Genomic DNA, 20,962 nt, shown 5'->3' on the forward strand with positions numbered 1-20,962 from the left:
ATTTATGTTTTCGACAAGGACAACGCCATGAGCCAAACCCGCAAGAAGGCCATCATCACGGGGATCACCGGACAGGACGGCGCCTACCTGACCAAGCTGCTGCTCGACAAGGGCTACGACGTCACGGGCACCTATCGCCGCACCAGCTCGGTCAACCTCTGGCGCATCGCCGAGCTCGGCGTCAACATGCACCCGAACCTCACGCTCGTCGAGCACGACCTGACGGACGCCGGCTCGAGCATGCGGCTGCTGGAACGCACGCAGCCCGACGAGCTGTACAACCTGGCCGCGCAAAGCTTCGTCGGCGTGTCGTTCGAGCAGCCGTCCACGACCGCCGACGTCACGGGCCTTGGCCCGCTGCACCTGCTCGAGGCGATCCGCGTCGTGAGCCCGAAAACACGCTTCTATCAGGCGTCGACGTCCGAGATGTTCGGCAAGGTGCAGTCGATTCCGCAAACGGAAGCGACCTCGTTCTATCCGCGCAGCCCGTACGGCGCCGCAAAACTGTATGCGCACTGGATGACCGTGAACTACCGCGAGTCGTACGGCCTGTTCGGCAGCAGCGGGATCCTGTTCAACCACGAATCGCCGCTGCGCGGCCGCGAGTTCGTCACGCGCAAGATCACCGACACCGTCGCGAAGATCAAGCTCGGCAAGGCGACCCGCCTCGAACTCGGCAACCTCGACGCCAAGCGCGACTGGGGCTTTGCACTCGAATACGTCGAAGGGATGTGGCTGATGCTGCAGGCCGACGAGCCCGACACCTATGTGCTGGCCACCAATCGCACCGAAACCGTGCGCGACTTCGTGCGGATGGCGTTCGCGGCGGCCGGCTATCAGATCGAATGGGCCGGCAAGGGTGAGCAGGAACGCGGTCTCGATGTGGCGACGGGCAACGTGCTCGTCGAAGTGAATCCCAGGTTCTACCGTCCCGCGGAAGTCGATCTGCTGATCGGCTGCGCGGACAAGGCCAAAAGCAAGCTCGGCTGGGCACCGGAGACGACGCTCGAACAGCTTTGCCAGATGATGGTCGAGGCGGATCTGACGCGGAACCAGCACCATGACACGTTCTGATCTCGAACACGCCCCGCGCCGGGCGTTCGTCACGGGCCTGACGGGCTTCACCGGCCGCTACATGGTGCAACACCTTGAAGCGGCCGGCTACGAAGTCTGGGGCACGGTCGCGCCCGGCTCGCCGCCGTCCGACGATCCGTTGTTCGCGAACTGCACGCTGCTGCCCGTCGACCTGCTCGACGCGGATGCGGTACGCGCGGCCGCAGCCGACGCGCGCCCCGATGCGGTCGTGCATCTCGCCGCGCGCGCGCATGTCGCGCAAGATGACCCGTCGCAGACCTACGCGGTCAACGTGGTCGGCACGCGCAACCTGCTGGCCGCGCTCGCTGGCCTCGACCGCCGCCCGTCGGCCGTGCTGCTCGCGAGCAGCGCGAACATCTACGGCAACTCGACGGCCGGCGTGCTCGACGAAAACGTCCCGCCCGCCCCCGCGAACGACTACGCGATCAGCAAGCTCGCAATGGAGTATGCGGCGAAGCTGTGGGCCGACCGGCTGCCGATCGTGATCGCGCGGCCGTTCAACTACACGGGCGTCGGCCAGAGCGATACGTTTCTGCTGCCGAAGCTCGTCGCGCACTACGCGCGCAACGAACCGCGAATCTCGCTCGGCAATCTCGACGTGCGCCGCGATTTCTCCGACGTGCGCGACGTGACGGCCGCCTATCTGAAGCTGATCGAAACCGCGCCGGCCGGCGAGATACTCAATGTCTGCTCGGAGCGTGCGTATTCGTTGAAGGAAGTGCTGGCGATACTGTCCCGCATCACCGGCTACGTGATCGACGTGACGGTCGATCCGCGTTTCGTGCGGCACAACGAAGTGAAGAGCCTGAGCGGGTCGCGCGACAAACTGCGGCGCGCGGTGGGCGAATTGCCCGTCACGCCGCTCGACGAAACTTTGCGGTGGATGGTGAGCGCGGTGCGTGACGACATGCCGACCGCACGTACGCCGAACGGATCGCGCACGCGCGAAGGCGTGCGCCGTGACTACGGTGCCGATGGCGACAGGACGCCGGCGCGCCCCGTCGCATCGTTATGAACCCGCTCAGCCCCCGAGACCGCGCGCGAGATCGTTGCGCAGGTCGCCCGCGTCCTCGAGGCCGACCGACAAGCGGATCAGCCCTTCGGTGATCCCCGCCGCCGCACGCGCTTCCGGCGTGATGCGGCCGTGCGTCGTGGTCGCCGGATGCGTGATCGTCGTGCGCGTGTCACCGAGGTTGCCGGTGATCGAGATCAGCTTCGTGCTGTCGATCACGCGCCATGCATTCGCGCGCTGCTGCTCGGGCGTGTCGCCCTTCAGTTCGAACGACAGGATCGCGCCACCCGCCTTCTGCTGACGCTTCGCGAGTTCGTGCTGCGGGTGCGACTCGAGGCCCGGATGAAACACGCGCGCGACCGCCGGATGCGAATCGAGCCAGCGCGCGATCTCCAGCGCGTTCGCCGATTGCTTCTCGACGCGCAGCGACAGCGTCTCCATCCCCTTCAGCAGCACCCACGCGTTGAATGCCGACAGCGTCGGGCCCGCGCTGCGCACGAACGGGAACACCTTGCCCATGATGAACTCCTTCGAGCCGACCAGCGCGCCGCCGAGCACGCGGCCCTGCCCGTCGAGGAATTTCGTCGCCGAGTGCATCACGACGTCCGCGCCGAGCTTCAGCGGCTGCTGCAGCACCGGGCTGCAGAAACAGTTGTCGACGACGAACAGCGCGTTCGCCGACTTCGCGATCTTGCCGATTGCCTCGATGTCCGCGAGTTCGGTCAGCGGGTTCGACGGCGTCTCGAGGAAAAACATCTTCGTTTCCGGCCGCACGGCTTCCTGCCATGCGTTCAGGTCGGTCGGGTCGACGAAGGTCGTCGTGATCCCGAACTTGCTGAAGATCTGCGAGAACATCCCGAGCGTCGAGCCGAACAGGCTGCGCGAGCTGACCAGGTGGTCGCCCGCCTGCAGCGCGGACATCACGACCGACATGATCGCGGCCATCCCCGACGCGGTCGCGATGCACGCCTCGCCGCCCTCGAGCGCCGCAAGGCGCTCCTGGAACATGGTGACGGTCGGGTTCGTGAAGCGCGAATAGGTGAAGTAGTCTTCCGAATTCGCGAAGCGCTCGGCCGCGTCGGCCGCGCTCGAGAAGCAGAAGCTCGACGTGAGGAACAGCGCTTCCGAGTGCTCGTTGAAGTCGCTGCGCAGCGTGCCCGCGCGCACGGCAAGCGTGTCGAAGTTGAGGGAGTCGTCCATGTTCCGTTTTCCGTATTCGATGGTTGCGCGTGTCGCGCAAACCTGACCAAAACCAGGCCAAAACAAAAAGCCCGCTATGCATCGGCATCAGCGGGCTTCGGGGTACGACAGCGATCGACTCGGGCCGACTTCCGCCGACCTTCGCTTTAGCTGTTTTGGGAAGTTGCCCCGCGTCCGCAAGCTGATATCAAATCGACGCAAGGCCACATCCTATCACGCTTCGGCGAAAGCGTACGCCGGTGTCACTCGACCGACAATTGCAGGTTCATCTGCGAGCGCTCGGTCTCGCCGGCCGTGTCGCGATCGGCCTGCGACGCCGGCGTGAGGCGTGCACGCTCGATCCTGTCGAGATACTCGGGCGTCACGTCGCCGGTGATGTAGTTGCCGTCGAAGCACGACGCCTCGAAGCGTTCGAGCTTCGGGTTGATGTCGCGCACCGCGCGGCGCAGATCGTCGACATCCTGGTAGATCAGGTGGTCGGCGCCGATGATCTTCGCGACTTCGTCGTCGGTGCGGCCGTGCGCGACGAGCTCGCCACGCGTCGGCATGTCGATGCCGTACACGTTCGGGAACTTCACCGGCGGCGCCGCCGACGCGAAGATCACCGACTTCGCGCCCGCATCGCGCGCCATCTGCACGATTTCGTGCGAGGTCGTGCCGCGCACGATCGAATCGTCGACGATCAGCACGTTCTTGTCCTTGAACTCGATGCTCATCGCATTGAGCTTCTGGCGCACCGACTTCTTGCGCACGGCCTGCCCCGGCATGATGAACGTGCGGCCGACGTAGCGGTTCTTGAAGAAGCCTTCGCGATACTCGACGCCGAGCTTCGCGGCGACCTGCATCGCAGCCGGGCGCGACGAATCGGGAATCGGCATCACGACGTCGATCGGCACGTTCGGCAGCTCGCGCTTGATCTTCTCGGCGAGATAGTCGCCCATGCGCAGGCGCACGTTGTAGACGGGTACGCCGTCGAGGCACGAATCCGGACGCGCAAGGTACACGTACTCGAACATGCACGGGTTCAGCGTCGGCTTCTCCGCGCACTGCTGGCTGTGGAAGTTGCCGGCCGGGTCGATGAAGATCGCTTCGCCGGGCTGCACGTCGCGCACGAATTCGAAACCGATGCCTTCGACCGCCACCGACTCCGACGCGACCATCCACTCGGTGCCGTGCTCGGTCTCGAGCTTGCCGAGGCAGAGCGGGCGGATGCCGAACGGATCGCGGAACGCGAGCAGGCCGTAGCCGGCGATCAGCGACACGATCGCATACGAACCCTGCAGGCGGCGATGCACGCCCGACACTGCCTTGAACACCGAGGCCGGATCGAGCTCGAGGCCCGTGGTCGACAGTTGCAGCTCGTGCGCGAACACGTTGAGCAGCACTTCGCTGTCGGAATTGGTGTTGATGTGCCGGCGATCGATCCGGAACATCTCGTCCTTCAGTTGCTGCCAGTTCGTCAGGTTGCCGTTGTGCGCGAGGATGATCCCGAACGGCGCGTTCACGTAGAACGGCTGCGCCTCGGCTTCGCTCGACGCCGAACCGGCCGTCGGGTAGCGCACCTGGCCGATGCCGTAGGTGCCGGGCAGGCTGCGCATGTTGCGCGTGCGGAACACGTCGCGCACCATGCCGTTCGCCTTGTACATGTGGAAATTGCTGCCGTCCGCCGTCGCGATGCCCGCCGCGTCCTGACCGCGATGCTGCAGCAGCAGCAGGCTGTCATAGATCAGCTGGTTGACCGGGGATTGGGAGATAACGCCTACGATGCCGCACATGGCATGTCCTTCAGAATGACAAAATCGGTTCCGTCCTGCCCGGCCGCGTCGTCACACGCGTACGTACTGGGCCATGCCGTCGGGCAGGAGCTGCTTCAGCTCGTGCACGCCCTGTTCGGCAAAAGGACGCAATAGCGCATTGCGCCAGAAATCCTGTTTGGGCAGTTCGGTCAGCCCGGCCGCCGCGACCAGCAGCACCACCAGCACACAGCCGCGGACGAGCCCGAACATCATGCCCAGCGAGCGGTCGACGCCGCCCAGGCCACTCGCCTGCGCGATCCGCGACAGCAGCGCGTTCGCGACACCGGCGACCAGCACGACACCGATCACGAGCAACGCGAAGGCGATCACCCACTGCGTCAGCGCGCCGCCCGGCCAGTTAGCCGGGATATATGGCACGACCAGCCCGACGTAGCGGCCCGCGATCACGATCGCCGCAATCCAGCCGATCAGCCCGAAAATCTCCGAGACGAAGCCGCGCCACGCACCGCGTAGCGCCGACAACACGATCACCGCCAATACAGCGTAGTCGAAAGCCGTCAGCATCGTGCGTTATTGCGTCAGACCGGCTTCGCGCACCTTCGCGATCGCGGCGGAAGCCGCCGAGCGATCCGCGAATGGGCCCGCACGCAGCAGTGTAGCCGTGCTGCCGTCCGCCTGCTTGCGATGCTCGACATATGCGGGCACGCCCGCCGATTTCAACTTGGTGGCCCACGACCGGGCCGTCGCGTCATCCTTGAACGAACCGAGCTGCACCGCGAAGCGCGCACCGGCCGGCGACGCCGGCGACGATGCATCGCCGCTGTCCGGGCTCGCGGTGTCGGCATTCGCGACCGTCGCGGGCGCCGGCTTCGGCGCGGCGGGCTTCGGCGCGGCCGGTTTCGCCGCGGGGGCGGCCGGCTTCAGCGGCGTCACGCTTGCCGTGGTCGTCGTATCGGGTTTCGCGGCCGGCTTGTCGGCATCCTTCGGCGCGGGCGCCGGGACCGCCGCGATCGCGGCATCGGACGCCGGCGGCTCGTCGTGCGCGACGCCCGCCTGCACATCGGATGCGTCGTCGTCGCGCGGCGCGACCGCCTGGTGCGCGGGCCGGTTCGGGATGTCGATCGCGATGTCGTCCGTCACCGGCTTCGGGTGCGAATCGAGCACCATCGGCAGCACGATCACGGCGGCCACGACGAGCGCGATCGCGCCGACGAGGCGACGGCGCGCGCGTTGCTTTTCTGGAAGGGTCGGATCGAGGAGCAGCGCGTCCGATTCCGGACGCTCGGTGCGGCGTGAGCGTCGCTCGACGCGTTCAGTGCGCTCCGTGCGCACGTTCCGGGAGGTCCCGGTGCGACCGCCGCGCCGCGTGGGCGCGTCGTCGTCTTTTTTGCCGAACGAGAAAATTCCCATGAATGGCTGAGTCCGAAACTGCCCGTCAGTCAGTGTTGCTGCGATTTACGGTAGGCCAGCACGCCGGCAACCGTATGGAAACTGCCGAAAACCACGATTCTATCATTCTCGGATGCTCTTTTTAGTGCATCGCGAAACGCTTCGGCGGGCGACGCGTAACGCGTCACGCTCGAATCGGCCCCCTCCTCCACGCCGGCCTTGCGCAGCGCGGCTTCGAGCTGCTCCGCGGAGGCCGCGCGCGGCAGCGGCAGGTCGGTCACGCACCAGTGGTCGATCTCGCCCTTCAGGTGCCGCAGCACGCCGTCGATGTCCTTGTCGTGCATCGCGCCGAACACCGCGTACGTGTACGGGAAGAAGCCCATGTTGCCGAGATTCTGCTCGAGCACGGCCGCCGCGTGCGGGTTGTGCGCGACGTCGAGCACGATCGCCGGCTTGCCGGGCAGCACCTGGAAGCGCCCCGGCAGCTCGACGTTCGCGAGCCCGAGCCGGATGTCCTGCGCGGACACCGGCAGCAGCGGGCGCAGCGCCTCGAGCGCGGCGAGCGCGGCCGACGCATTGATCAGCTGATTCGCGCCGCGCAGCGCCGGATACGCGAGCGCCGGATAACGCTTCTCGCGACCGAGGTAGCTCCACTGCTGGCGCTCCGCACCTGCCTGCGCCTCGTAGCGGAAATCGCGGCCGACGAGCCACAGGTCGGCGCCGATCGCTTCGGCGTGGTCGACGAGCGTCTGCGGCACGGCCGGATCGCCGCAGATCGCCGGCTTGCCCGCGCGGAAGATCCCGGCCTTCTCGAACGCGATCTTCTCGCGCGTGTCGCCGAGATATTCGGTGTGGTCGATGTCGATGCTCGTGACGATCGCGCAGTCGGTATCGATGATGTTGACCGCGTCGAGCCGGCCGCCGAGGCCGACTTCGAGGATCACCGCGTCGAGCCCGCGCGACGCGAACAGATGCAGGATCGCGAGCGTCGTGAATTCGAAGTACGTGAGCGACACGGGCTCGGGCAGCGACGTGCGCGCGGCTTCGACGGCCTCGAAGTGCGGCAGCAGTTCGTCATCGGTGACGTTCAGCCCGTTCACGCGTGCGCGCTCGTTGAATTCAAGCAGGTGCGGCGACGTGTGGCAGCCGACCTTGTAACCCGCGCGCACGAGAATCGTCTCGAGGAACGCGCAGGTCGAGCCCTTGCCGTTCGTGCCGCCGACGGTAATGACGGGGCACGCGAATTCGAGCTGCAGCGCCGCCTTGACCTGCCCGATGCGGGTCAGGCCCATGTCGATGCCGACCGGGTGCGCGCGTTCGAGATGCGAAAGCCACGCGTCGAGAGTGGGAAAAGTGCTCATCGGATCAAATCTGGATCGGTACCGCCACTACGCCAAAAAACGAAGCGCGCCGCCTGACGCTGAAGCCAGGCGACGCGCAGAGTTCACCACCTTGCGCCGGTCAGGCCAGCGCGTCGGCCGGCTGTCGCTGCAGCAGCGCGAGCAGCTGCGCGATCTCGTCGCGCATCTTGCGGCGGTCGACGATCATGTCGATCGCACCCGTCGTCAACAGGAATTCGGCGCGCTGGAAACCTTCCGGCAGCTTCTCGCGGACCGTCTGTTCGATCACACGCGGGCCGGCAAAGCCGATCAGCGCCTTCGGTTCGGCGATCACGACGTCGCCGAGGAACGCAAAGCTCGCCGACACGCCACCCATCGTCGGGTCGGTCAGCACCGAGATGAACGGCAGCTTCGCTTCGGCCAGCTTGGTCAGCATCGCGGTGGTTTTGGCCATCTGCATCAGCGACAGCAGGCTTTCCTGCATCCGTGCGCCGCCCGACGCCGTGAAGCAGATGAACGGCACGTGCTGTTCGAGCGCGTTCTGCGCGCCGCGTGCGAAACGCTCGCCGACGACCGAGCCCATCGAGCCGCCCATGAACGAGAACTCGAAGCAGGCCGCGACGACGGGCAGCGTGTGGATCGCACCGCCCATCACGACCATCGCGTCGGTCTCGCCCGTCTCGTCCATCGCTTCCTTCAGACGATCGGGGTACTTGCGGCTGTCCTTGAACTTCAGCGTGTCGACCGGCACGACTTCCTGGCCGATCTCGTAACGGCCTTCCGGATCGAGCAACCCGTCAAGACGCTCGCGCGCGCCGATGCGCATGTGGTGATCGCACTTCGGGCACACGTGCAGGTTCGCGTCCACGTCGTTGCGGTACAGCACGGCCTCGCAGGACGGGCACTTGACCCACAGGCCTTCCGGAATGCCCTTGCGGCTTTTCGGGTCGGTCTGCTTGATCTTCGGCGGCAACAGTTTGTCGAGCCAGCTCATCGTATGGTTTCCTGTTCCGTGGCGGGCCGGGCCGCGTGCCCCGTTCCCGCCTTCCTATGTTGGTGTTATCGCGCCGCCTTGCCCGCGCCGTCCAGCGCGGCACGCAGCTCGGCGATGAACGTCTTCAGCGCGGCGGCGGCGCCTTCCGGCGCGGCGCTTTCGAGCAGCTGCACCAGACGGCTGCCGATCACGACGGCGTCCGACACTTCGGCCACCGCGCGCGCCGTTTCGGCGTCGCGGATACCGAAGCCGACGCCCACCGGAACCGGCACGCGCGACTTGATGGCCGGGATTTTACCCGCAATGCTCGAAACATCCAGATTTCCCGCACCGGTCACGCCCTTGAGCGACACGTAGTACACGTAGCCGCTCGCGATCTTGCCGACGTCGGCGACGCGTTCGTCGGTCGACGTGGGCGCGAGCAGGAAGATCGGATCGATCTGCGCGGCGCGCATCTTTTCGGCGAACACGCCCGCCTCTTCCGGCGGATAGTCGACGACGAGCACGCCGTCGACACCGGCCGCCTGTGCTTCGGCCGCGAACGCGTCGACGCCCATCCGCTCGATCGGGTTCGCATAGCCCATCAGCACGACGGGGGTTTTGGGGTCGGTTTCCCGGAAGCGCTTCACGTCAGCGAGCACGCTCTTCAGCGTGACGCCGCGCGCCAGCGCGCGTTCCGACGAGCGCTGGATCACGGGGCCGTCGGCCATCGGGTCCGAGAACGGCACGCCGAGTTCGATCACGTCGGCGCCGCCTTCGGCGAGCGCGTGCATGAATTCGACGGTCTTCGCGGGGTCGGGGTCGCCGGCCGTGATGAACGGGATCAGGCCCTTACGGCCTTGTTCGGCGAGCGCGGCGAAGGTCTGCTGGATACGGGACATGGCAATTTTCCTGGATGCATTGCGTTCGGCGATGCGGCGGCGCGATTCACGCGCATGCCTGCGCGGCGAGCGCGTTCACGCGCTCGTGCGCGATCGCACAATAACTTTCGTTGATCTCGTAGCCGACGAAGTCGCGCCCCTGCCGTGCGCAGGCCACCGCGGTCGTGCCGCTGCCCATGAACGGATCGAGCACGCGGCCGCCCGGCGGGCAGCTTGCGAGCACCATCCGCTCGATGATTTCCAGCGGTTTCTGGGTCGGATGATCGACGCGCTCCGCGTGCTGCCGGTGCAGGCGCGAGACCGACCAGACGTCCTTCGGGTTGTAGCCCATCTCCAGCCACTTGCTGCCTTCGAACAGCTTGCGCGAGCGGGCCTTCTTCGTGTCGGCGTCGTACGGGATGCGGACCGGATCGAGATCGAAGTAATACGCCTTGGAAACCGCGAAAAAGCCGATGTTGTCGTGCACCGACGTGAAACGGCGCGTCGTGCCGCCCATGCTCGGCACGCGCCGGTCCCAGATGATCTCGTTGACCATCGTGAGCTGCGTCTTCAGGAAACTGAAGATTTCGGGCGCGTACTGCCATGTGCAGAAGATGTACATCGACCCGCTCGGCTTGAGCTTCGGAATCGCCAGTTCGAGCCACTCGCGCGTCCACGCGAGAAACACGTCGCCCGACAGCTTGTCCGAGTCGTTGCCGTAGTCCTTGCCGAGCCCGTACGGCGGATCGGCGACGATCAGGTCGATCGACGCGTCCGGCAGGTGCGCGGCATGGGTCAGGAAATCGCGGTTATGCAGTTCGATACCGGACGGCAGCGCGCGCGGCACGGCGGCGGCAGGCTGAACCGCCTCCGCCTCGCTCGCGGCACCGCCGCCCGGTTCTTCGATCAGGTCACGCATCGGTCGGGGTCAGAGCTCGATGCCCGATCGCTCGGCGACCGTGTGCATGTCCTTGTCGCCACGGCCCGACAGGTTGACGAGCAGGATCTTGTCCTTCGGCAACGTCGGCGCGAGCTTCACGCCATATGCGATCGCGTGGCTCGACTCGAGCGCGGGAATGATCCCCTCGATCCGGCAGCAGTCGTGGAACGCCTTCAGCGCTTCCTCGTCGGTGATCGGGACATACTGCGCGCGGCCGCTGTCCTTCAGCCATGCATGCTCGGGGCCGACGCCCGGATAGTCGAGGCCCGCCGATACCGAATGCGTCTCGATGATCTGGCCGTTGTCGTCCTGCAGCAGGTACGTGCGGTTGCCGTGCAGCACGCCCGGGCTGCCGGCGATCAGCGACGCCGCGTGATGGCCCGTGTCGAGGCCGTCGCCGGCCGCTTCGACGCCGATCAGCTGTACCGATTGATCATCGATGTACGGATAGAAGATGCCCATCGCGTTCGAACCGCCGCCGACGCAGGCGATCACCGCGTCGGGCTGCCGGCCCGCGAGCTCGGGCATCTGCACCTTGCACTCGTCGCCGATCACGCGCTGGAAGTCGCGCACCATCATCGGGTAAGGATGCGGGCCTGCGACCGTGCCGATGATGTAGAACGTGCTCTCGATGTTCGTGACCCAGTCGCGCATCGCCTCGTTCAGCGCATCCTTCAGCGTGCGCGAACCCGACTCGACCGGCACGACCGTCGCGCCGAGCAGCTTCATCCGGTAGACGTTCGCGGCCTGCCGGCGCACGTCCTCGGAACCCATGTAGACGATGCACTCCATCCCGAAGCGCGCGCAAATCGTCGCGGTCGCGACGCCGTGCTGGCCGGCACCGGTTTCGGCGATCACGCGCTTCTTGCCCATGCGCTTCGCGAGCAGCGCCTGGCCGATCACGTTGTTGATCTTGTGCGCGCCCGTGTGGTTCAGGTCCTCGCGCTTCAGGTAGATCTGCGCGCCGCCGAGCGTCTCGCTCCAGCGCTGCGCGTGATAGATCGGCGACGGACGGCCGACGAAATGCTTCAGCTCGCGCTCGAATTCGGCGACGAAGTCGGGATCGTTCTGGAATTTTTCATACGCCGCGCGCAGTTCGTCCAGCGCGTGAATCAGCGTCTCGGCGACGAACACGCCGCCATACGGGCCGAAGTGGCCGCGACTATCAGGAAGGTTGTACATGGTGTCTCTCTCGATCGGTCGATGCGCCCCGCTTTCGGGGCCGCACCGGCTTGCATCACCCGGCGTCCGCTTCGCGCACCGCGCGTACGAACGCCGCCATTCGGGCGTGATCCTTCACGCCCTTCGCGCCCTCCACTTCGATGCCACTCGAGACATCGACAGCAAACGGGCGCAGCTGGCGGATCGCATCACCGACGTTTTGCGCGTTCAAGCCACCACTCAAAACGGCCCGACGCGCGAGCTCTGCGGGAATAAGAGACCAATCGAAGACCTTGCCGCTACCACCGTAGTCCGGCACCAGGGTGTCGAACAGGAGGCCGCGCGCTTTCGAATAATGAAGGTCCGATTCTACCAAATCGGACGGCTGCGTCGAGGGGCCGACGCGCACCGCGCGCAGCCACGGCAGGCGGGCCGCGCGGCCGAGCGCATCGCACTGCTCGGGCGTCTCGTCGCCGTGGAACTGCAGCAGCGTGAGCGGCACGTCGCGCACGACGGCCTCGATCTCCGCTTCGGTCGCATTCACGAACAGCCCGACCACCGACACGAACGGCGGCGCCAGGCGCGCGAGTTCGGCCGCCTGTGCGATCGTCACCGCGCGCGGGCTCTTCGGGTAGAACACGAGGCCGATCGCATCGGCGCCGAGCGCCGCCGCGTGCAGCACGTCCTCGGGACGCGACAGCCCGCACAACTTGATGCGCGTGCGCGGCGGCAGGCCGGCCGCGGCGGGAGTCGAAGGAGAAACCGCGTGATCCGTCATGATTGAAGGTCCAGATCGGCCCAGACGCTGCTCCACGGCACGCTGCCGAGCTGCGCGGGCGGGACGGCGAATTCCGCCGGGTAGCCGACGTGGGCGAGGTACAGCCCGTCGGCCATGAACGTGGGCGCCGCGAGGCCGCGGTCGCGCCCGGCCAGCACGTCGGCGACCCAGTCGGCCGGATAGCGGCCGCGCCCGACCGCGACGAGGCAGCCCATCAGGTTGCGCACCATGTGGTGCAGGAACGCGTTGGCACGAAAGCGGAAATGGATGAAATGGCCCGCGCGCCGCACGTCGATCTGATACAGGTGTTTGACCGGCGTCTTCGATTGGCATTCCGACGACCGGAACGACGAGAAGTCGTGCTCGCCGATCAGGTGCGCGGCGGCGGCGCGCATCGCGTCGTCGTCGAGCGGCGTATGGATCCAGCCCGCGCGGCCGGCCAGCATCGGCGAACGCACGGGGTGCACGTACAGCACGTAGTAATAGGTGCGCTCGAACGCCGAGAAACGCGCGTTGAAGGCCTCCGGCATCGGCTTCGCCCATTGCACCGACACGGTCGACGGCAGGAACGCGTTGGTGCCGCGCACCCACGAGAAATCGTCGCGATCGAGTTCCGTGTCGAAATGCACGACCTGCCCGAGCCCGTGCACGCCGGTGTCGGTCCGCCCTGCCACCGTCGTGTGCAACGGCACCCGCGCGAACTCGGCCAGCGCGTGCTCGAGTTCATTCTGCACGGTCTTTCCGTGCGGCTGCGCCTGCCAGCCGCAGAACGCCGCGCCGTCGTACTGGATACCCAGTGCGATCCGCATCACGCCTCGTCCGCCAGTTTCGCGAGCAGCGCACGCGCGTCGTCGCGCGTCGCGGCGTCGTTCGCGTCGACCACTTCCTGCAGCAGCGTCCGCGCGCCGGACAGGTCGCCCAGTTCGACGTACTCGGACGCGAGATCGAGCTTGTTGCGCGCGATGCGTGCGAGTTCGCCCGGCGTCAGCGCGGGCAGCGCGGCGCCCGGCGTGGACGGCAGGTCGAGATCGAAATCGAGCTTCAGTGCACCGAACTGCGCGCCGCCGAGCGGCGGCAGCGTCGACGTCGCGGACGGGCTGCCTGCGTGGCCGGCGGGTGTCGCCGCGTCCGGGTCCCAATCGAACTCGTCGTCCTGGTCGGCCAGATGTTCCGGGGTCGGATCGCTCGAGCCAATCGGCGGGTGCGGCGCGAATTGACCGTTAGTTGCGATTTGTTCGGTGTTGGACGGCTCTGCCCGAGCAGCCGGCTCGTCCGATGCCAGCGACGCCGGCGACAGCTCGTCAGGTGCGCGCGGCGGCAGCGGCATGTCGAGGCTGTTGAGCGCGCTGATCGCGTTCTGCATCAGCGCCGCGTGCTGCGCTTCGGGCGCCAAAGGCGCGGCCGGCGTCTCGGCCGGCTGGTCGGCGGCGGCCTCTTCCACCGGTTCCGTGTCGTTCGGCGCCGGCGGCGCGGCCGCCTCGCTCACGGGCAGGTCTTCGGCGTGGGCGGACGGCAACTCGAGCTGCTCGTCATGCGGCTTCGCCGCTTCCGGCACCGCCGCTCCATCCGCATCGTGCGGCTCGATCGTCTCCGCCGCTGCGGCAGTCGCCGCGGCAAGGTGCAGGTCGGCAGCCGCGTCGCGGGAGACCGGCATTTCGGGCTGGATCGGCAACTCGCGTTCGACGGCCGGCGCAACGTCAGCTTCCGCAGCCGCGGCACCGCCCGCTGCGGCAGCCGCCGTACCCGTATCGTCCGTGCGCCGGCCCTTGCGGCGCTTGCGCCACATGAAACCGGCCGCGAGGACGATCACGGCCGCGCCGGCCACCGCGGCCGGACGCCAGTCCATCTGCTCGGTACGGCGCGCAGGCGCCGCCACGGGTGTGGCCGGTTGCACGGGCACCGATGCCGGTTGCACCGCGCTGGCGGCTACGCCGGACGCGGCTTCGCCTGCCGTCGACGCGGCAGCCGACGCACCCGCATCGTTCGCGGCCGCACGCGGCGCGGCAGGAGCCGGCGCAGTCGACGGCGCGACGTCGTTCGGCCCGGCCGGCTTGCCGATCCCGTGCTTCTGCAACTCCATCAACACGCGGTTCTTCAGCGCCAGCAATTGCTGCAGGCTCGACGGCCGCGGCTGCGACGCGCCCGCGACGGGCGCCGCGCCGGCCGGTTCGTTCGCGCCGGAACCCTGGCTGCCCGGCGCAGGCTGGACCGCAACCTCGCTCGCGGACGACGGCGCCGACTGGATCGCGCCGCTCCACACGTGCGGGCCGCTTGCACCGGCCGCGGGCGCCGCCGGCTGCATGTTGTCGACAGCCGACGCGCCGACCGAAGCCGACGCCCCCGCAGCCGTCGCGACGCTCGCACCACTCACCGGAGCCGCATGCACGGCCGGCGCCACCGGCGCGGATTGCACGGCCGACACCGGATGCGGCGCGGACGCGCCATGCTGCGCGACCGCCGCCCCGCCCGATGCGGCGGCGGGTGCCGAGGCTGCCGCCACACCGGATGCGCCAGAGGCACCGGCCGGCACGAGTGCCGCGCCTGTCGCGTCGAGCGCGGGCACGGTCAGCGTCGCACCGACTTTCAGGCGACTCGCATCATGCTTCATGAACGCCTGCGGATTGGCGTCGAACAGCGCGCGGCCGGCGCGCGCGAGCACACCGGGATCGTGCGACTGCGTGGCCGCTTTCGCGAGATCGTTCAGCGACTGGCCCGGCTGGACCGTCACGGTAAGCGGCGCGGCGCCGGCAGCGGAAGCCGGCAGTTCGCCGGTGCCGGCCGCCCAGGCCGACGCGGCTGCGCCGAGCGCCAGGATCGCCAGCGCGCCACGCACGGCGCGCGACAGACGGGACTGACGCGGAAACAAGGAAATTCGGGACATCGTTGGCTCTATCGCCGCGCGCGGGCGCGGCTCGGATTCGCGGTTGGAAGCGTCAATAAAGTTGCCGCAGAAATGCAAAAGCGTCGCGCGGAACGCGACGCTTTAGGCGGGTCTGTGCGTCGTAACCGCGTAGTTTACTTCACGCGATCGGGTTCGGGCCGAATTCGTCGCCGGCAGGTGCAACCGGCCGCGCCGCCGCCCCGGTCCGCACGCTGCAGCCGGCGCGCCGGGGTGGTCAAAAGAACGCTCCCCGATGAACAAAAGCCCTCGCATCCCGAACGAATCACGCGGCTTTCGGGCGCGCACCGGAGGCTCGCCCGCTCAATAATTCGCACCGCCTGCCGTTAATGGATTAACAGCCGACAATCAAAACAAATCCCACCGGCCCGCCAATCCCATTCCAATAAATTTCAATTGAACGATAAGAAGGCAATTCCCCTCTCTTATCGTCGAATTGAACATTTCGGCCCAGAAAGCCCCGCCCCATAAGGCTTACAGCTCATACCGCCCTCCCCATTGGTCGTACAAAAGCAATCGTTTCACCGGCAATTCAATTACATTACACAAAATTACACAGATCAAATAATTGCGGTCGCTACGATCGACTTCAAACAAGAATCGGCGCAATTCGACCATCGCGTTCGCACATGCCGGAAAGGCGGGAGCGCGGGCCGGGCTGACGCCGTGAGGTGTCAGGGGGTCATCGCGCAGTCGCACGACTGCATTCACTCACCAGCTCGTTACGGGGATCGAACATGGGCTATCAGCAGGGTTTGAGCGGGTTGGCCGGCGCGTCGAGCAATCTCGACGTGATCGGCAACAACATCGCGAACGCAAACACGACCGGCTTCAAGCAGGGCCGCGCGAACTTCTCCGACATGTATGCGAATTCGGTCGCGACGTCGGTCAACACGCAGATCGGCATCGGCACGCAGCTCGCGTCGGTGCAGCAGCAGTTCGGCCAGGGGACGATCAATACGACCCACTCGTCGCTGGATATCGCGATCAACGGCAACGGTTTCTTCCAGATGTCGAACAACGGCGTGACGACGTACTCGCGTGACGGCACGTTCCACCGCGACAAGAACGGCGCCATCGTCGACTCGCAAAACCGCAACCTGATGGGCTATGCGGCCGGCGCGGGCGGCGCGATCAACACCGCGGCGACCGTGCCGCTGCAGGCGCCGACCAACAACATCGCGCCGCAGGCGACGACCAAGATCACCGGTCAGTTCAACCTGAACTCGCAGGACAAGGTGCCGGCCAAGACGCCGTTCAACGCGACCGACAACACGACGTACAACTACAACTCGTCGATCCAGGTCTACGACACGCTCGGTGGTTCGCAGCAGGTCACGATGTATTTCACGAAGGGCGCGGCCGGCACCTGGCAGGCGTACGCGGGCGTGCAGGGCCAGACGCCGACGAATCTCGGCACGGTCACGTTCGACACGTCGGGCCGGATCAGCTCGACGACCTCGGCCGCCACCGGCCAGCCGACGCCGAGCCTCGGCCAGTTCGCGTTCTCGGTCCCCAACACGACGGGCGGCGCGAACCCGCAGAACCTGACGCTCGACCTGGGCGGCACGACGCAGTACGGCGGGAAGAACGGCGTGACCAATCTCGCGCAGGACGGTTTCGCGAGCGGCACGCTGACGACGTTCTCGATCGGCCCCGACGGCAAGCTGACCGGCAACTACTCCAACGGGCAGAGCGCGCTGCTCGGCCTGATCGCGCTCGCGAACTTCAACAACCCGAACGGGCTCGTGAACATCGGCGGCAACCAGTACACCGAATCCGCCGCGTCGGGCGTGCCGCAGATCTCCGCGCCGGGCAGCACGAACCACGGCACGCTGCAGGGGAGCGCGCTGGAAAACTCGAACGTCAACCTGACGACCGAGCTCGTGAACCTGATCACCGCGCAGCGCAATTACCAGGCGAATGCGCAGACGATCAAGACCCAGCAGACGGTCGACCAGACGCTGCTGAACCTGCGCTGATCCGCGCATGAAAAACGCGCCACGCCAGCCTTGATTTCGTCAAGGCCGACGCGGCGCGTCATCTGGTGCAGCCCGGCCCGCGGGCCGGACCGGCAAGCGGGCTTACTTGTCGAGCAGGATGCGCAGCATGCGGCGCAGCGGCTCGGCCGCGCCCCACAGCAGCTGGTCGCCGACCGTGAACGCCGACAGGTATTCGCCGCCCATCGCGAGCTTGCGCAGGCGGCCGACCGGCACCGTCAGCGTGCCGGTGATCTTCGCCGGCGACAGGTCGCGCATCGATGCTTCGCGCTCGTTCGGCACGACCTTCACCCAGTCGTTCGCCGAGGCGAGGATGCCGTTGATCTCGTCGAGCGGCACATCCTTCTTCAGCTTGATCGTCAGCGCCTGCGAGTGGCAGCGCATTGCGCCGATCCGCACGCACAGGCCGTCGACCGGGATCGAGCCCGGCTCGCCCATGGCCGGCTTGCCGAGGATCTTGTTGGTTTCCGCGCCGCCCTTCCACTCTTCCTTCGACATCCCGTTGCCGAGATCCTTGTCGATCCACGGGATCAGCGAGCCGGCGAGCGGCACGCCGAAGTGGCTGGTCGGCATCGCATCGCTGTTCATCGCGGCCAGCACGCGGCGGTCGATGTCGAGAATCGCGGAAGCCGGATCGGCGAGCTGCTCCTGCACCGCGCCGTTCAGCGTGCCCATCTGCGACAGCAGCTCGCGCATGTTCTGCGCGCCCGCGCCCGATGCGGCCTGGTAGGTCATCGCCGTCATCCAGTCGACGAGATTCTCGCGGAACAGGCCGCCCAGCGCCATCAGCATCAGGCTGACCGTGCAGTTGCCGCCGACGAAGTTCTTCGTGCCCTTGACCAGCGCGTCCTTGATCACGTCGAGGTTGACCGGATCGAGGATGATGACCGCGTCGTCCTTCATCCGCAGCGACGATGCCGCATCGATCCAGTAGCCGTTCCAGCCGGCCGCGCGCAGCTTCGGGAACACGTCGTTCGTGTAGTCGCCGCCCTGGCACGTGATGATCACGTCGCACTTCTTCAGCTCGTCGACGTTGGTCGCGTCCTTGAGCGTAGTCTCGTTTTTCGCGAACGACGGCGCTTTGCCGCCCGTGTTGCTGGTGCTGAAAAACACCGGTTCGATCAGGTCGAAATCGCCCTCTTCCTGCATGCGCTGCATCAGGACGCTGCCGACCATGCCGCGCCAACCTACGAGACCTACGTTCATGACTAACCCTTTGATGGAGCTTCCCCGCCATTTCCGTCCCCGCTGTGACCGCGCGGGGAAAAAGGCGGGCACGACGGACGATCAGCGTTTAATGATCGTTTTCGTGGTAATGGTTTTCGTGATGACGATGGCGCGCGCACCCGCACGGGCAATGTTGCCGTGGAGTTTCAAGACCGGGGAGATCAGGGAAATATGCGCCATCGTTCGAGTCTACACAAAGCCGGTTGGCCGCACAACGGCCAACCGCGCGCAAACCGGCCGATTTTGCGGCCCGTTCGCGCCCTTTCTACATGATTGCCTGCGTGGTTGCCGCGCCGCTTACAGCGCCGCGATCACCGCATCGCCCATTTCGGTCGTGCCGACCAGCTTGCCGCCCGGCGTCGCGATGTCGCCCGTGCGGTAACCCTGTTCGAGCACCGTTTTCACCGCGCGCTCGATGCGATCGGCCTGCTCCGCGCGATTCAGCGAGTAGCGTAGCAGCATCGCGGCCGACAGGATCGTCGCGAGCGGGTTCGCGATGCCCTTGCCCGCGATGTCCGGCGCCGAACCGTGCGACGGTTCGTACAGGCCCTTGTTGTTCTTGTCGAGCGACGCCGACGGCAGCATGCCGATCGAGCCCGTCAGCATCGACGCTTCATCCGACAGGATGTCGCCGAACATGTTGCCCGTCACGATCACGTCGAACTGCTTCGGCGCCTTCGCGAGCTGCATCGCCGCGTTGTCGACATACATGTGCGACAGCTCGACGTCCGCGTATTCCTTCGACACGTCGATCATGATGTCGCGCCAGAACTGCGACGTTTCGAGCACGTTCGACTTGTCGACCGACAGCAGCTTCTTCGCGCGCTTGCGTGCCGCCTGGAACGCGACGTGCGCGATGCGGCGCACTTCCGGTTCCGAGTAGCGCATCGTGTCGAAGCCTTCGCGCTCGCCGGCGAACGGGCCGTCCGGTGCGGCGCGCACGCCGCGCGGCTGGCCGAAGTAGATGTCGCCGTTCAGTTCGCGCACGATCAGGATGTCGAGGCCCGCGACGAGCTCGGGCTTGAGCGGCGACGCGTCGACGAGCTGCGGATAGCAGATCGCCGGACGGAAGTTCGCGAACAGCTCGAGATGCTTGCGCAGCCCGAGGATCGCCTGCTCGGGGCGCAGCGCGCGCTCGAGCGAGTCGTACTTCCAGTCGCCGACCGCGCCGAACAGGATCGCGTCGGCTTCCTTCGCGAGCTTCAGCGTCGCGTCGGGCAGCGGATGACCGCTCGCCTCGTAGCCCGCGCCGCCGACCGGCGCCTGCTCGAGCTCGAACGTCTCGTCGAGTGCGTTCAACACCTTCACGGCTTCATTGACGATTTCCGGACCGATGCCGTCGCCGGGCAGCACTGCAATCTTCATGCGTTATTCCTGACTGGGTAGGTTATGGAGGCAGGCCGGCGAGCGCGCCGACAGCGCGCCCGCCTCGAAGGCGATATCAGCCGACCAGCTTGGTGTTGAGCCACGGCTGCTTCACGAGCCGCTCGGCTTCGAACTGGCGGATCTTGTCCGCGTGGCGCAGCGTGAGGCCGATGTCGTCGAAGCCGTTCAGCAGGCAGTACTTGCGGAACGCGGCGATCTCGAACGGATACTCGCGGCCGTCGCCCGTGCGCACCACCTGCGCGTCGAGGTCGATCGTCAGCTGATAACCGTTGAACGCGTACGTGTCGTTGAACAGGTGATCGACCTGCTGCTCGGTCAGCACGATCGGCAGCAGACCGTTCTTGTAGCAGTTGTTGAAGAAGATGTCCGCGAAGCTCGGCGCGATGATCGCGCGGAAGCCGTACTGCTGCAGCGCCCACGGCGCGTGCTCGCGCGAACTGCCGCAGCCGAAATTCTTGCGCGCGATCAGCACCGATGCGCCCTGGTAGCGCGGCTGGTTAAGCACGAAGTCGGGATTCAGCGGACGCTTCGAGTTGTCCTGGCCCGGCTCGCCGTGATCGAGGTAGCGCCATTCGTCGAACGCGTTCGGACCGAAGCCCGTGCGCTTGATCGACTTCAGGAACTGCTTCGGGATGATCGCGTCGGTGTCGACGTTCTCGCGATCGAGCGGCGCCACGACGCCGGTATGCACATTGAATTTTTCCATGATCCGTCTATCCGGTTGAAGGGCCGGCGTTCAGCCGGCGCACATCGACAAATTCTCGGCGGGAATCGTCACTCCGCGGCGCGCTTCAGCGCGTTGCCGGCGGCGTTGACGTCCTGCCCGAAGCCCTGGACGGTATTGCAGCCGGCGAGGCCGAAACCCAGCCCCGCCAGCGCCAGCGCGGCGACCAGCCGCGCGATGACCTTGGATGCCGTCACGCG

The 20,962-nt window shown here is 66.7% G+C and carries 18 protein-coding genes and 1 pseudogene; 3 read left to right on the plus strand and 16 right to left on the minus strand.

What is annotated here, in order from left to right:
* The first annotated feature begins 27 nt into the window (after positions 1-27).
* Positions 28-1,074, plus strand: coding sequence for a GDP-mannose 4,6-dehydratase (gene gmd / locus H3H55_RS26985; protein ID WP_193100935.1), 1,047 nt, complete (start codon positions 28-30; stop codon positions 1,072-1,074).
* Positions 1,061-1,999: pseudogene (locus tag H3H55_RS26990) on the plus strand (NAD-dependent epimerase/dehydratase family protein); the annotation flags it as partial. The gene gmd and the pseudogene H3H55_RS26990, both read left to right, overlap by 14 nt.
* Positions 2,000-2,116: 117 nt before the next feature.
* Here the strand turns inward: H3H55_RS26990 and H3H55_RS26995 are convergent.
* From H3H55_RS26995 to H3H55_RS27050, 12 genes are all read right to left on the minus strand, one after another.
* Positions 2,117-3,307, minus strand: a complete 1,191-nt coding sequence (locus tag H3H55_RS26995) for an O-succinylhomoserine sulfhydrylase (RefSeq protein WP_129516950.1) — start codon at positions 3,305-3,307, stop codon at positions 2,117-2,119.
* 242 nt (positions 3,308-3,549) lie between these two features.
* The gene (purF, locus tag H3H55_RS27000) at positions 3,550-5,082 is read right to left on the minus strand and encodes an amidophosphoribosyltransferase (protein WP_129516949.1); all 1,533 of its coding nucleotides are present in this window, start codon (positions 5,080-5,082) and stop codon (positions 3,550-3,552) included.
* Between the two features lie 51 nt (positions 5,083-5,133).
* Positions 5,134-5,628 (minus strand): CvpA family protein, encoded by a 495-nt coding sequence (locus tag H3H55_RS27005; protein WP_027782633.1) that lies wholly within the window; start codon positions 5,626-5,628, stop codon positions 5,134-5,136.
* Between the two features lie 6 nt (positions 5,629-5,634).
* Positions 5,635-6,474: an SPOR domain-containing protein gene (locus H3H55_RS27010; protein WP_193100937.1), complete on the minus strand. Its 840-nt coding sequence runs from the start codon at positions 6,472-6,474 to the stop codon at positions 5,635-5,637.
* Between the two features lie 29 nt (positions 6,475-6,503).
* On the minus strand, positions 6,504-7,814 hold the full coding sequence (gene folC, locus H3H55_RS27015) for a bifunctional tetrahydrofolate synthase/dihydrofolate synthase (RefSeq protein WP_193100938.1): 1,311 nt from the start codon (positions 7,812-7,814) through the stop codon (positions 6,504-6,506).
* A gap of 100 nt (positions 7,815-7,914) precedes the next feature.
* Positions 7,915-8,787 carry an acetyl-CoA carboxylase, carboxyltransferase subunit beta gene (gene accD, locus H3H55_RS27020; protein WP_129516946.1) on the minus strand — a complete coding sequence of 291 codons (873 nt, stop codon included), beginning with the start codon at positions 8,785-8,787 and terminating at the stop codon, positions 7,915-7,917.
* A 65-nt stretch (positions 8,788-8,852) separates the two neighbouring features.
* Positions 8,853-9,668: a tryptophan synthase subunit alpha gene (gene trpA, locus H3H55_RS27025; protein ID WP_193100939.1), complete on the minus strand. Its 816-nt coding sequence runs from the start codon at positions 9,666-9,668 to the stop codon at positions 8,853-8,855.
* 46 nt (positions 9,669-9,714) lie between these two features.
* Positions 9,715-10,566: a DNA-methyltransferase gene (locus H3H55_RS27030; RefSeq protein ID WP_048250480.1), complete on the minus strand. Its 852-nt coding sequence runs from the start codon at positions 10,564-10,566 to the stop codon at positions 9,715-9,717.
* Positions 10,567-10,575: 9 nt separating this feature from the next.
* Positions 10,576-11,769, minus strand: coding sequence for a tryptophan synthase subunit beta (gene trpB, locus H3H55_RS27035; RefSeq protein WP_129516945.1), 1,194 nt, complete (start codon positions 11,767-11,769; stop codon positions 10,576-10,578).
* Positions 11,770-11,824: 55 nt separating this feature from the next.
* Positions 11,825-12,526: a phosphoribosylanthranilate isomerase gene (locus H3H55_RS27040; RefSeq protein WP_193102175.1), complete on the minus strand. Its 702-nt coding sequence runs from the start codon at positions 12,524-12,526 to the stop codon at positions 11,825-11,827.
* Positions 12,523-13,335, minus strand: a complete 813-nt coding sequence (gene truA / locus H3H55_RS27045; RefSeq protein ID WP_129516943.1) for a tRNA pseudouridine(38-40) synthase TruA — start codon at positions 13,333-13,335, stop codon at positions 12,523-12,525. The genes H3H55_RS27040 and truA overlap by 4 nt, the downstream gene beginning before the upstream one ends.
* Positions 13,335-15,407, minus strand: a complete 2,073-nt coding sequence (locus tag H3H55_RS27050; RefSeq protein ID WP_193100940.1) for a FimV/HubP family polar landmark protein — start codon at positions 15,405-15,407, stop codon at positions 13,335-13,337. The genes truA and H3H55_RS27050 overlap by 1 nt, the downstream gene beginning before the upstream one ends.
* Positions 15,408-16,162: 755 nt before the next feature.
* Between H3H55_RS27050 and flgE the strand changes: the two genes are divergently transcribed.
* Positions 16,163-17,407, plus strand: a complete 1,245-nt coding sequence (gene flgE, locus H3H55_RS27055; protein WP_193100941.1) for a flagellar hook protein FlgE — start codon at positions 16,163-16,165, stop codon at positions 17,405-17,407.
* A gap of 102 nt (positions 17,408-17,509) precedes the next feature.
* On the opposite strand, the gene asd is transcribed toward flgE, so the two are convergent.
* The 4 genes from asd to H3H55_RS27080 form a co-directional block, all read right to left on the minus strand.
* Positions 17,510-18,631 (minus strand): aspartate-semialdehyde dehydrogenase, encoded by a 1,122-nt coding sequence (asd, locus tag H3H55_RS27060; RefSeq protein ID WP_034185812.1) that lies wholly within the window; start codon positions 18,629-18,631, stop codon positions 17,510-17,512.
* 318 nt (positions 18,632-18,949) lie between these two features.
* Positions 18,950-20,017 (minus strand): 3-isopropylmalate dehydrogenase, encoded by a 1,068-nt coding sequence (leuB, locus tag H3H55_RS27070; RefSeq protein WP_048250492.1) that lies wholly within the window; start codon positions 20,015-20,017, stop codon positions 18,950-18,952.
* A gap of 76 nt (positions 20,018-20,093) precedes the next feature.
* Positions 20,094-20,744: a 3-isopropylmalate dehydratase small subunit gene (leuD, locus tag H3H55_RS27075; RefSeq protein ID WP_193100942.1), complete on the minus strand. Its 651-nt coding sequence runs from the start codon at positions 20,742-20,744 to the stop codon at positions 20,094-20,096.
* A 68-nt stretch (positions 20,745-20,812) separates the two neighbouring features.
* Complete coding sequence (locus H3H55_RS27080; protein WP_021158717.1) at positions 20,813-20,959, minus strand: entericidin A/B family lipoprotein; 147 nt, start codon at positions 20,957-20,959, stop codon at positions 20,813-20,815.
* Positions 20,960-20,962: the final 3 nt, after the last annotated feature.

The organism is Burkholderia sp. Z1, from assembly GCF_014893795.1.
GTDB classification, from domain to species: Bacteria; Pseudomonadota; Gammaproteobacteria; order Burkholderiales; family Burkholderiaceae; genus Burkholderia; species Burkholderia theae.